The organism is Paratractidigestivibacter faecalis, assembly GCF_003416765.1.
GTDB lineage: Bacteria > Actinomycetota > Coriobacteriia > Coriobacteriales > Atopobiaceae > Paratractidigestivibacter > Paratractidigestivibacter faecalis.
The window spans coordinates 256,119-268,280 of sequence record NZ_QSNG01000001.1; the positions used below are offsets into that span (position 1 = coordinate 256,119).

Sequence of the window (12,162 nt, forward strand, 5' to 3'; positions counted from 1 at the left end):
ACATTGGGGTCCAAAGGTACAAGCACGTTAGTTTAGCTCTTTTGCAGGTACTTATCGACTGGCCGCATGGGACTAGAATGTACGCGCGTAACCATAGACATGAGAAAGGAACCGATATGTCAGAGAACCCCGGCGAGAAGGACGTGACGTCCAACCCCTTCATGGGAGCCGCACCCGCCCGTGAGCTCGACGTCCCCGAGCCCGCGAGCGCCCGCCTCACGTGGTCTGCAGGCGGCGAGAAGATCGACTATGAGGCCACGGCCGCGCACCTGGATGTGGTGAGCGACGCCGGCAAGCTGCTGGGCCGCATGTTCAGCCTCTCCTACGTGGCCGTCGACGACTCTGGCGCGGCCGACCCCGCCCGTCCCGTGACCTTTGCCTTCAACGGCGGCCCGGGCTCCTCCTCGGTGCCCATCGACTTCGGCGGCATCGGCCCGCGCCGCGTGGCCACCGACGGCTGCGGCCACGTGCGCGCCGACGCGGCCGTGGAGGACAACCCCCACACCGTCCTGCGCGACACCGACGTGGTCTTCCTGGACGCCCTGGGCACCGGCTGGTCCTGCGTGGCCGACGACTGCGAGCCTGCGAGCGTCTTTGGCGTGGACGGCGACGCGGACGCCTTCGCCCGCGCCATCTGCGCGTGGCTCGAGGAGAACGGCCGCTGGTCCAGCCCGCTCTACCTCTTCGGCGAGTCCTACGGCACCGTCCGCAACTCCGTCCTCATGCGCATCCTGGGCGAGCGCGGCGTGGCGGTCACGGGCGTGGTGCTTCTCTCCGCGATCCTTGACTGGGTGCAGGTGCAGCCGGGCGAGGACCTCTACTACCTGGGCATGATGCCCACCTACGCCGCCACGGCCCAGTGGTTTGGCCGTGCGGGCAAGGGCGTGGACCCCGACGAGTGGTTCGACCGCGCCCTTGAGTTCACCGAGGACGTGCTGGCCCCGGCACTGCTGAAGGGCGACCGCCTTGACGCCCGCCGCGAGCGCGAGGTCGCCCGCAAGATGTCCAAGTTCGTGGGCCTGGCGCCCGAGTACCTGCTCGCCCACCACCTGCGCGTGGACCTGGCGGACTTCCGCATGGCGCTTCTCGCCGACGAGGGCAAGATCTGCGGCCGCCTTGACACCCGCTTTGCCTCCGACGCGCTTTCCCCGATGCAGACCTCGGTGGAGTGGGTCGCCGGTGAGGACGCCGCGGCCGATGCCGTGGAGCCCGCGTGGACCAAGGCCTTCCGCGCCTTCTGCCGCGAGGAGCTGGGCTACCGCGGCGCCGCCCGCTACCTCTCCAGCAACTACGAGAAGGTCGGCACTAAGTGGGACTGGCGCCACGAGGAGCCTGGCTGCTCCTACAAGGCCGAGGCGCCCAACGTTGCCGTGGACATTGCCGTGGCGCTGCGCCGCAACCCCACGTGCAAGCTGGCCATCATCGGCGGCCGCTACGACGCCGCCACCACGTTCTGGAACGTCGTCCACGACATGAGCTGCCAGTACCTCTCGCCCGAGCTCAAGGAGCGCGTGAGCTGGTACCGCTATGGGTGCGGCCACATGGCCTACACCGACGTCCCCACCCTCGAGGCCATGGGCGAGGACCTGCACGAGTGGTACCAGCGCAGGTAGTCTCTGCCGGAGGGGCTTCTCGCCTGGGCGCGGGCGAGAAGCCCCTGTTGGTGGCGATGGTGTGAATCGGCGCCGCGCATGAGAAAATGGCCTGCGATTTGTTGTGAGCAGCGGCGCTGCCGCTCGACGGGCGAGAGGTGTCCCGATGGAGTTCTTTGCTACGTGTCCCAAGGGCTTTGAGAAGCTGCTGGCCGAGGAGCTGGCGTCTCTCAAGATTCCGCAGGTCAGGGCCCTGCGCGGCCAGGTCAGCTTTGGCGGCGAGCTCGCGGACGCGTACCGCGCGTGCCTGTGGAGCCGCCTTGCGTCCCGCGTGCTGCTGGTGCTCGCCCGCGTGGACGCCCATACCGCCGACAGCCTCTACGAGGGCCTGTGCCGCATCGACTGGACGAGCCACCTTGCCCCCGGCGCCACCTTTGCCATCGACGCCCACGGCACCAACGCCAACCTCAGGAACACCCAGTTTGTGGCCCTGCGCTCCAAGGACGCCATCTCAGACGTCATCTTCCACGCCCGCGGCGCCCGCCCCATGACCGACACCAACCGCCCGGACGTCACCGTGGCCGTCCGCGTCTCCAGTGAGCGCGCCACCGCCTGCATCGACCTCTCCGGCGAGCCGCTCTTCCACCGCGGCTACGACTCGCGCGCCGCCAAGGACGTGGCCCCGCTGCGCCCAGACTACGCCGCGGCGCTCCTGGCGGCCGGTGGCTGGTTCCGCGAGGTGCGCCACGGCGACCCCGTGCTGGCTGCCCTGTGGGCGGGCCAGGGCAGCGTCCTTGCCGAGGCGGCCGGCGCCGCGCTCGACCGCGCCCCGGGCCTGCTGCGCCCGCGCTGGGGCTTTGAGGGCTGGGCTGGCCATGACGCCGCCGCCTGGGAGGCACTGTTGGACGACGCCGACCGCCGCGCCGAGGCCGGCGAGAAGAACGGTCTCACCCTGCTGGCCTGCGACACGCGCCGCGGCGCCGAGTCCGCCTGCCGCCAGACGCTGCGCGCGGCCGGCATCTCCTGCGAGGTCTCCTTCGTCGGCGTGCCCGAGGCGGCAGACGCCGTGCGCACCGCAAAGGGCGGACGCCTGGTGACCTGCGACCTCTCCTGGCTGGACGACGACTCCCTTGCCGTCGAGGCGTCCGTCCTCTCTGAGGCGTCCGCCGTGGCCGGCCTCTCTGTCGCGGCCCTTGCCAAGAGCGACTCGCTCGACGCTGCCCTGCGCGCCGAGCCGGCCGCCCGCGTGGACGTCTACGTGGGCAGGGACGACGGCGAGCTTGCCTTCTACGAGGCCACCGACGAGCTCGCCGCCCCCGCGGAGGTCACGCTTGCCGGCAACGTGCGCGTCCCCGTGCTGGTGCCCGCGAGCGACCAGTTTGCCCGCCGCCTGGCCAAGGTGGCCAAGCTGCGCGCCAAGTGGGCCCGCCGCGAGGACGTCAGCTGCTACCGCGTCTACGACGCCGACCTGCCCGACTACTCCGTGGCCATCGAGCTCTACCAGGGCCTGGAGGGCCGCGGCCGCTGGCTGCAGATCAGCGAGTACGCCGCCCCCAAGGACATTGACCGCCAGCTTGCCCGCAGGCGCCTCATGGACGTGCTGGCCATCGCCCCGCGCGTCCTGGACGTGGACCCCAGATGCGTCAACCTGCGCGTGCGCACCCGCGCCCGCGGCGGCTCTCAGTACGCCGGCCACGGCTCCGCGCCTACCACGCCCGAGCGCTACGAGGACGCCTACGCGCGCCTGCGCGGCCAGCGCGCCGACCTGCGCAACCGCCACAAGCCGAGCCTGACCGACCTGCCCGAGGGGGCGCACCTCGTTGACGAGGGTGGCCTCACCTTTGAGGTGAACTTCTCCACGCGCCTTGACTGCGGCATCTTCCTGGACCATCGCGAGACCCGCTCTCGCATCAGGGAGATGATGAAGCAGACGCTGGGCTCCAAGCGCTTCCTCAACCTGTTTGCCTACACTGGCACGGCCACCTGCTACGCCGCCGACGGAGGCGCCAAGCACACCACCACGGTGGACCTCTCGCGCCCGAGCCTCGACTGGGCCCGCCGCAACATGGCCCGCAACGGCTTCAGGGGGCCTGAGCACGAGTTTGTCCAGGCGGACGTGCTCTCCTACATCAACGAGCAGCGCCACAGCCCCAACCGCTGGGACCTTGTCTTCTGCGACGTGCCCACGTTCTCCAACTCCCAGCGCATGCGCAAGAGCTCCTTTGACGTGCAGCGCGACCACGTGGAGCTGATCATTGGCGTTTCTCGCCTGCTGACGCGCAACGGTAGCGCCATCTTCTCGTGCAATCTGCGCGGCTTCAAGCCCGATGTGGAGGCCCTGAAGAAGGCGGGCGTCGTGCTGGAGGACATCACGGAGGAGACCATCCCCGAGGACTTCCAGCGCAACAAGAAGATTCACCACTGCTACATCGTCAAGCGCGGGTAACGAGCTCCCCAAACGCAAAATGGGCCCTTACCGCACGGCCTGTGCGCGGAAAACCCACCGCCGACCGCGCGTTACGTGCGGTCGGCGTTTAGTTGCCGCCGGCGGCCGTGCCCGCTACTAGAATGGTTCCACCATGCACAGCCGGCGCGGGTGCGTCCCGCACCACGAAGTGGGGGAGAACAACATGGATCAGAACATCGAGGCCACGGTCAGGCTCTGGCAGGACAATGTCAAGGAGCCCGACCTTGCCGCCGAGCTTTCCGAGCTCGTCAAGCCTGGCAACGAGGAGCAGCTCTCCGACGCCTTCTACCGCACGCTGGCCTTTGGCACCGCCGGCCTGCGCGGCGTCCTGGGCGTCGGCACCAACCGCATGAACGTCTACGTGGTGGCCCAAGCCACCCAGGGCGTGGCCGACTACCTCAACGCCCACTACGAGAACCCCACGATCGCGCTCGCGCGTGACTCCCGCCTGAAGGGCGAGGACTTCCAGCGCGTGGCGGCCTCCGTGCTCGCGGCCAACGGCGTCCACGTCTACGTGTATCCGCGCATCGAGCCGGTGCCCACGCTCTCCTTTGCCGTGCGTCACCTGGGCACCTCCGCGGGCATCGTGCTCACGGCCTCCCATAACCCGGCCAAGTACAACGGCTACAAGGTCTACAACGACAACGGCGGCCAGATCACCGACGAGGCCGCGGCAGAGATCTCTGCCAACATCGCCAAGGTGAGCCCCTTCGACGTCAAGACCATGGACTTTGACGAGGGCCTTGAGCAGGGCCTCATTGAGTGGACGCCCGAGGAGGTCCTGGACAGCTTCATCCAGAGCATCAAGAAGGTCTCCGTCCCGGGCTTCAAGGCCTCCCCGGACTACTCCGTGGTCTACACGCCGCTCAACGGCACGGGCATGGAGTGCGTGACCCGTATCCTCAAGGAGATTGGCGTCGAGAACGTGACCGTCGTTCCCGAGCAGGCCGAGCCCGACGGAAACTTCCCCACGTGCAACTATCCCAACCCCGAGTTCCGCGAGGCACTTGAGCTGGGCCTGAAGCTTGCCGACAAGGTCAAGCCCAACCTGCTGGTTGCCACCGACCCCGACGCGGACCGCATGGGCAGCGCCATTCCGCACGACGGCGACTACGTCCTGCTCTCCGGCAACGAGATGGGTGTCCTGCTGATGGACTGGCTGGCCAACATGGCCAAGGAGAACGGCGAGGACGTGGCCTCCAAGGTGGCCGTCTCCACCATCGTCTCCTCCGCCATGCCGGACGCCCTGGCCCGCGACTGGGGCTTTGAGATGCGCCGCGTGCTCACGGGATTCAAGTACATCGGCGATCAGATTGACCAGCTCAAGAACGCCGGCGAGGAGGACCGCTTCCTCATGGGCTTCGAGGAGTCCTACGGCTATCTGGTGGGCACCCACGCCCGCGACAAGGACGCCATCGTCGCCACCATGCTCTGCGTGGAGATGGCCAGCTACTATGCCCAGAAGGGCATGGACCTCTACGAGGCCATGGACGCCCTGTACAAGAAGTACGGCTACTACCTCAACGGCACCGTGAACGCCTCCTTCCCCGGCGAGTCCGGCGCCCAGAAGATGGCCGGCATCATGAGCGGCCTGCGCGAGAACCCGCCTGCAGAGATCGGCGGCTTTAAGGTGGTCGGCATGACCGACTACGCCGCCTGCGCGGAGATGCCGCGTGTCTCCGGCCTGCAGAAGGAGGCCGCGCAGGAGCTGCCCGCCGCCAACGTCATCGAGTTCCGCCTGGAGGACGACAACAAGGTCATCTTCCGTCCCTCCGGCACCGAGCCCAAGGTCAAGGCGTACCTGTTCTCCAAGGGCACCACGCGCGAGGAGTCCGAGACGGTGCGTGACAGGCTTCGTGCGGACAGTGAGAAGCTGCTGTCGTAGCGGTCGGTAACGCCAGGGGAGGCCCCGGCAAGTTGCACGCAGGGATGTTCGCGCGCTTTGCGCGCTCAGAATCCCTGCTTAGCAACTTGCCGGGGCCTCTGTCGTTTCAACGGGCAACCCTTCGGCCAACAAATGCAAAGAGCAAGAGCATTAGGAGAGAAGAGCAGATGGGTTGGACTGCTTTTCCGGGGCGTAAAAAGGGCGCCTGCACGCCGTTGAGGGGGTGCAGGCGCCCTTTGGGTTTGGGTGGGGCCGTGATGTTTTGGTGTGCTAGTTGGTGGCGTCGCCGTTGGTGGTGGCTTCGGCCTGGGAGAGGCCGTAGAAGGTGTCGCAGGCGCTGGCTATGGTGGCAGGGTCCCAGGAGCGGGCGGTGGCCTCGGGGGAGGTGGGGTCATGGACGAGGACGGTGCCGTTCTCGTTCTCGGTGGTCACCAGGACCCAGTGGGCCGCATCAGTGAGCGCCCCGGCCCTGACCTCGGCCAGGATGTAGGTGCCGGCGTCCAGGACGTCGAGGAGCGTCTGGCGGCTGGAGGTGTAGCTCTTGGCGGCGAGCCCCAGGCTGCCGGCGACCTTCTCGACGGCGTCGGAGGACATGGAGGAGTCTCCCGTGGCCAGGTTGTCTGTGGAAACGAGGGCAGCAACGTCGGCGGGCGTCTTGTCGTTGCTGCCGGTGAGGCCCATGTAGGCCATCGAGATGCTGGTGGGGCCGGAGCCGGTGAGGGCCAGGGCGTGCCCGGCGTAGTCAACGGCGCCCCAGCGGGCGTCCCAGTTGTAGAGGGTGGGCGCGGTGCCCTTGTGGGCCGCGTCGGAGTAGGCCTGCGCGCTCTTGTTGGCGTCCGGGTAGGAGGCTACGAAGTCGATGGCCTCGGGCTGGGCAAGGGCGAGCTCGAGGAGCTGCTGGTCAGAGTACTTGTCTGCGTTGGCGGCAATCTGCGCGAGCTTGTCGTTGCGGTCAAGTGCGGTCTTGAACTCCTTGCTGAGGTCGTCGGAGATGCCTGCGGCCACGCGGGAGTCAACCTGGTTCTGGGACTCCGCCTGCTGCTGGCCCCCGTCCGGGGAGCAGCCGCGCACGCAGCTCGAGACCACCAGGACGAGGACGATCACCAGGACGAGCGCCGCCGCGCCCACCAGGAAGATGCGACGGTCCACTCCGCCGCGGCCCAGGCCGCGCCTTCCGGTGAAGTTGATGTTCCTCGACTTGAGCGGGTATCCGCCGTTGCCCTTGCCGCTCCTCAGCCTGCCGGGGTTGCTGCGGCGAGAGACGCCGGTGGGGCCGTGGTAGGAGCCGCCGGAGAGGTTGATACGCTGGCGGGTGCTGCCGGCGCCGGAGAGCCCGTTTCCGTTGAGGACGGAGCCAGACCCGTCTCGGCCCCGGCCTCCCTGGGAGGAGCGGGGACGTGAGCCGCGGCCGTCGCCTCGCGGGCCCTGCTGCTGATACGACATGTGGTGACCTCCGTGGGAGTCTGCGATGCGGTTATGTGTTCTGACGGCATCATACGGCAGCGAGCGACGTGCCAAAGGGGACGGGGGTGAGTGGCACGCCGTGCGGTTGGACGTGCCACTCACCCCCGTCCCCTTTGGCACCTTTCGGCACGCCTGTGATACGCTGCCTGACGGACAAGCAGAAGGGGAGCATGCCATGAAGCGCAGGAACAGCAGGCAGGACGCCATCAGGGAGATCGTCCGCGGGAAGACCGTCCGCACGCAGCGCGGCCTCGTCGACGAGCTGCAGGCAATGGGCTACGCCTGCACTCAGGCCACGGTCTCCCGAGACATTGCCGACATGGGCCTGCGCAAGCTGCCCGAGGGCGTCTACGTGCTGGCGGAGGACCTGCACCTCCAGCGCATGCTCTCCGAGTTCGTGGTCTGCGTTCTGCGCGCCGAGAACCTCGTGGTGGTCAAGTGCCAGCCGGGCACGGCCTCCGGCGTGGCTGCGGCCGTGGACGACGCGGCCCTTGCGCACGCCCTGGGCTCCGTTGCCGGCAACGACACCGTCCTCGTGATCGCGGACACCACGGAGAACGCCAAGTCCCTGCAGAACCTCATCCAGAAGCTCGGTAACGCCGAGTAGCCCTGCCGCCCGCGCCATCCCTGGCGAGAAGAGCGGTCTTCTCGATAAAAGAGAGCGGCCCACGACGTTGGTCTCGTCGTGGGCCGCTTGCGTGCTGCCGTCTTGCTATGCGCCCGGGGTCGGCGTGGTGGGCGTCGTGGTGGTGCCGGAGTCTCCGCCGCCCGTTCCGCCCGTTTCACCGGTGCCGCCGTTGCCGCCGGTGTCGCCGGCAGACCCGCTGCCGCCGGAGGTGCCGCCGGTCTCGCCGCCCGTGGAAGGCGTCGTGGGGGTGGTCGGCGTGGTTGGCGTCGTCGGAGTGGTGGTGGAGGTGGTGGGCTCGGTCGTGGTGGTCTCGGGCTTGGTATCCTCCTCGGTCTCCTGCTGGGTCTCGTCGTTGGCGGAGGCGTTGGTGCCCACGAAGGTCCAGGAGGTGTTGGGCTTGTAGTCGGGCGTGCCGCCGCCGGTGGGGAACTCCTCGCGGGCCACACCGTCAAGCACCGCGTTCATGTAGTCGCACCAGATGGGCTGGACGGTGTTCTGCGTGGTGGCGACGGAGCCCTGGTAGTACACGCGGACGTTGGCGTTGGGGTTGCCGCACCAGACGACGGTGGTGAGCTGAGGGGTGAAGCCGCAGAACCAGAGGTTCTCGGCGTCGTCGGAGGTGCCGGTCTTGCCGGCGACGGGCTGGTTGGCCGTGAAGTGGCTGGCGACGTAGTAGCCGGTGTTGCCGCTGGTGACGACGCCCTTGAGGACGTCGATGGTGGCCTCGGCCACGGAGCGCTCGAGCGCCTGCTCGTTGGAGTCCTGGTGCTCGTAGACCACCTGGCCGGTGCGCGACTCGATCTTGGTGATGGCCACGGCGTCGTGGTGCACGCCGTCGGCCGGCAGGGTGGAGTAGGCCTCGCACATCTGCAGCGGGGAGACGGCCACGGCGCCCAGGGCGATGGTCAGGTAGGGCTGCAGGGTGGCGTCCAGGCCCATGGTGTGGGCGGTGTCGATGATGGCGTTGGCGCCGATGGCCTCGGCCACCTGCGCGTAGGCGGTGTTGGACGAGATGGCCGTAGCGGAGGCGAGGGTGCGCGTGCCGTAGTCGTGCTTGCCGTAGTTGCTGACCGTCCAGGTGGGCGTGATCGTCATGGTGGGGCCGCAGTTGAGCATGATGTTGGGGTTCATGCCCTCGCGGATGGCGGCGACAAGGGCAAACGTCTTGAACGAGGAGCCGGCCTGGCGCGCGGACTGGGTGGCCAGGTTGAACTGCTGGGTCTCGTAGTCGGCGCCGCCCACCAGGGCCTTGATGTAACCGTTGGTGTTGTCGATGGAGACGAGGGCGCCGTTGATGCTGTCGTTGCCGGCGGAGCTTATGCGGTCGGTCACGGCCTTCTGCGCGGCCTCCTGGTAGTCCGGGTCAAGGGTGGTGTAGACCTTGAGGCCGCCTTGGAAGACGGTGTCGGAGTCAAAGTCCTTGAGCAGCAGGCTCTTCACGTAGTCGGTGAAGTAGGGGTACTTGCCCACGGAGTCCACCAGCGTGCCCAGGTTGAGGTTGATCTCCTCGGCCTGCGCGGCGCGGCACTCCTCCTCGGTGATGTGACCGGCCTCAAGCATGCGCTCCAGGACGAGGTTGCGCCTGTTCTTGCAGCCCTCGGGGTTGCTCGTGGGGTCGTAGTAGGAGGGGGAGTTGGGCAGGCCCACCAGCGTGGCCGCCTCGGCCAGGGTGAGCTCGCTGGCATGCTTATTGAAGTAGATGGTGCTGGCGGCCTCGATGCCGTAGGCGCCGTGGCCGTAGTAGATGGTGTTGAGGTACATGTTAAGGATCTGCTTCTTGGTGTACGTCTTCTCCATCTGGATGGCAATGTAGGCCTCGCGCACCTTGCGCTTGAGGGACATCTCAAACTGCTCGTCGGAGAGCACGGTGTTTCTCACCAGCTGCTGCGTGATGGTGGAGCCGCCGCCGGCGTCATTGCCGATGACCTGGCCCACCACGGCGCGCAGGATGCCCTGGGGGTCTACGCCGTTGTGCGTGTAGAAGCGCTTGTCCTCGGTGTCCACGGTGCCCTGCACCACGTACTCCGAGATGTCGCTGATGTCCACGGAACGACGGGCCTGCAGGTAGTAGGCCGCAATCTCGTTGCCCTTGGAGTCGTAGATGCGCGTGGGCTCCGCCACCAGGTAGGAGTCGGTGGAGGAGTAGTCGGGTAGGTCCTCCAGCCAGGAAGACACCACGCCGCCAAGAGACATGACGAGGGCGAGGACGAGAAGCGCCATGAAGCCGATGGCACCGGCGATGCCAAAGCCGGCGACATGGGTCTTTGAGTGCAGGTGCGCCCTACGGGTTCTGATCCCCATGAACTGATTCCTCCCTGTAGGAGATCCGTCGGTCAATCTGACTCATTATAGTGTGCGACCAGCGCCCGCGGCATCGCGGTCGCCCCGTCACCGCAGCCTCACCACGCGAGGGCGCGCCCTTCTCGCCGCGCCCGGGGCCGTCGCGCGGACGTTTGCCCCACATGTCCTGCGCATCTTCTGCGACGACTGCGCTATTCTTAAAGTTATGTACGACTGCAGCGGGCAGTCAGGTAAACGAAGACCCTATGGAGGGCAGAGCAGTGCTGTCTGTCGACGAGCAACTCAAGGTGATCACTTCCGGCACGATGCAGGTCGTGCCCATGGACGAGCTCAAGAAGAAGCTCGAGAAGGGCACGCCCCTCAACATCAAGCTGGGCGTTGACCCCACGAGCCCGGACCTTCACCTCGGCCACGCCGTCCCCCTGCGCAAGATGCGCCAGTTCCAGGACCTGGGCCACAAGGTGACCCTCATCATCGGCAACGGCACCGCCCTCATCGGAGACCCGTCCGGCCGCGACTCCACCCGTCCGCCACTCACCGAGGAGCAGGTGGAGGCCAACGCCAAGACCTACGTCGAGCAGGCCATGAAGGTGCTTGACCCCGAGAAGACCACCATCGTCCACAACGGCGACTGGATCAAGCCGCTTGACCTGGGCAGCATGCTCGGCCTCATGAGCAAGTTCAATGTGGCCCGCATCCTGGAGCGCGAGGACTTCCACAACCGCTACGCCAACGGCCAGTCCATCGCCCTGCACGAGTTCATCTACCCGGTGCTACAGGCCTACGACTCCGTGGTCATCAAGGCCGACGTCGAGATGGGCGGCAACGACCAGATCTTCAACCTGCTGGCCGGCCGCGACCTCATGCGCGCCGAGGGCATGGAGCCCCAGGTGGCCCTCACCGTGCCGCTGCTGCTGGGCACCGACGGCGTGAAGAAGATGTCCAAGAGCTACGGCAACTACATCGGCCTCACCGACGAGCCCAACGACATGTTCGGCAAGGTCATGTCCATCGCAGATGAGATCGTGCCCATGTACTACCGCCTGTGCTCCACCCTCTCCATCGAGGAGATGGACGCCATCGACGAGGCCTTTGCCAACGGCACGGCCGACGCCTACCAGCTCAAGCGCGCCCTGGGCGTCAGCATCGTGGACCTCTACCACGGCGAGGGCGCCGGCGAGAAGGCCATGGCCGCCTTTGACGCCCAGTTCAAGAAGGGTGAGATGCCCGATGACGTGGCCGAGTTCCCGGTGAGCCTGGCCGCCCCCAATGACGAGGGCAAGGTCTACCTGGCCAAGCTCCTCGTGGACGTCGAGATTGCCAAGTCCACCGGCGAGGCCCGCAGGCTCATCGACGGCGGCGGCGTGAAGATCGACGGCCAGGCCGTGGCCCCCAAGAGCTACAACGTTGACCCCGAGCTCTTCCACTCCGGCACGGCGCTGCAGTCCGGAAAGAAGCACTGGGCCAAGCTGGTCTAGCGGCGGCGCTTCTCGCCAAGCGACATTGGTGCGCAAATGCGGGCGGCCCCCTGGGGTCGCCCGTTTTTTGTGGGGCGCGGAGGCCGATGGAGAGCTGCTCAGTTTTGGTTTCCACTGGAACGCGTTTCTGCGCGCGGGGTCGAGAAGGGTCCTTTCTGCTCACGTTTTGCTTCCAGCGGAGGGCAAAAGTGAGCAAAAACGACAACGGCGGCCCGCCGCTCAAAAGCGGCTTCCACTGGAACGCAAATCTGAGCGGCTGGCGAGAAGTGCGTTCTTCTCGCAGGCGGCTCGTGCGGGGGCGGCGCGGCGTTGGGCTGCGGTATCGTAGGCAGGTTATGCAACGACTG

The 12,162-nt window shown here is 67.2% G+C and carries 7 protein-coding genes; 5 read left to right on the forward strand and 2 right to left on the reverse strand.

Features of this window, described 5'->3' with window-relative positions:
* Positions 1-116 precede the first annotated feature (116 nt).
* The 3 genes from DXV50_RS01075 to DXV50_RS01085 all read left to right on the forward strand — a co-directional run bounded on the left by DXV50_RS01075 (position 117) and on the right by DXV50_RS01085 (position 5,944).
* Positions 117-1,613 (forward strand): S10 family peptidase, encoded by a 1,497-nt coding sequence (locus DXV50_RS01075; RefSeq protein ID WP_117204388.1) that lies wholly within the window; start codon positions 117-119, stop codon positions 1,611-1,613.
* Positions 1,614-1,758: 145 nt separating this feature from the next.
* Complete coding sequence (gene rlmKL, locus DXV50_RS01080) at positions 1,759-4,038, forward strand: bifunctional 23S rRNA (guanine(2069)-N(7))-methyltransferase RlmK/23S rRNA (guanine(2445)-N(2))-methyltransferase RlmL (RefSeq protein ID WP_117204389.1); 2,280 nt, start codon at positions 1,759-1,761, stop codon at positions 4,036-4,038.
* Between the two features lie 184 nt (positions 4,039-4,222).
* Positions 4,223-5,944: a phospho-sugar mutase gene (locus DXV50_RS01085; protein WP_117204390.1), complete on the forward strand. Its 1,722-nt coding sequence runs from the start codon at positions 4,223-4,225 to the stop codon at positions 5,942-5,944.
* A 270-nt stretch (positions 5,945-6,214) separates the two neighbouring features.
* Here the strand turns inward: DXV50_RS01085 and DXV50_RS01090 are convergent, their stop codons facing one another.
* On the reverse strand, positions 6,215-7,387 hold the full coding sequence (locus tag DXV50_RS01090; protein WP_232817412.1) for a cysteine peptidase family C39 domain-containing protein: 1,173 nt from the start codon (positions 7,385-7,387) through the stop codon (positions 6,215-6,217).
* Between the two features lie 196 nt (positions 7,388-7,583).
* Between DXV50_RS01090 and DXV50_RS01095 the strand changes: the two genes are divergently transcribed.
* The gene (locus DXV50_RS01095; RefSeq protein WP_117204391.1) at positions 7,584-8,015 is read left to right on the forward strand and encodes an arginine repressor; all 432 of its coding nucleotides are present in this window, start codon (positions 7,584-7,586) and stop codon (positions 8,013-8,015) included.
* A gap of 105 nt (positions 8,016-8,120) precedes the next feature.
* Here the strand turns inward: DXV50_RS01095 and DXV50_RS01100 are convergent, their stop codons facing one another.
* Complete coding sequence (locus DXV50_RS01100; protein WP_117204392.1) at positions 8,121-10,337, reverse strand: transglycosylase domain-containing protein; 2,217 nt, start codon at positions 10,335-10,337, stop codon at positions 8,121-8,123.
* A gap of 245 nt (positions 10,338-10,582) precedes the next feature.
* Here DXV50_RS01100 and tyrS point away from each other — a divergent pair, with 245 nt between their 5' ends.
* Positions 10,583-11,815, forward strand: coding sequence for a tyrosine--tRNA ligase (gene tyrS, locus DXV50_RS01105; protein WP_408634252.1), 1,233 nt, complete (start codon positions 10,583-10,585; stop codon positions 11,813-11,815).
* Positions 11,816-12,162 lie beyond the last annotated feature (347 nt).

What these genes read in the sequence shown, in the direction of transcription:
- DXV50_RS01100 (WP_117204392.1), bottom strand. Translation starts at nt 10,337, where the DNA reads ATGGGGATCAGAACCCGTAGGGCGCACCTGCACTCAAAGACCCATGTC.
- tyrS (WP_408634252.1), top strand. Translation starts at nt 10,583, where the DNA reads ATGGAGGGCAGAGCAGTGCTGTCTGTCGACGAGCAACTCAAGGTGATC.
- DXV50_RS01075 (WP_117204388.1), top strand. Translation starts at nt 117, where the DNA reads ATGTCAGAGAACCCCGGCGAGAAGGACGTGACGTCCAACCCCTTCATG.
- DXV50_RS01095 (WP_117204391.1), top strand. Translation starts at nt 7,584, where the DNA reads ATGAAGCGCAGGAACAGCAGGCAGGACGCCATCAGGGAGATCGTCCGC.
- DXV50_RS01085 (WP_117204390.1), top strand. Translation starts at nt 4,223, where the DNA reads ATGGATCAGAACATCGAGGCCACGGTCAGGCTCTGGCAGGACAATGTC.
- rlmKL (WP_117204389.1), top strand. Translation starts at nt 1,759, where the DNA reads ATGGAGTTCTTTGCTACGTGTCCCAAGGGCTTTGAGAAGCTGCTGGCC.
- DXV50_RS01090 (WP_232817412.1), bottom strand. Translation starts at nt 7,387, where the DNA reads ATGTCGTATCAGCAGCAGGGCCCGCGAGGCGACGGCCGCGGCTCACGT.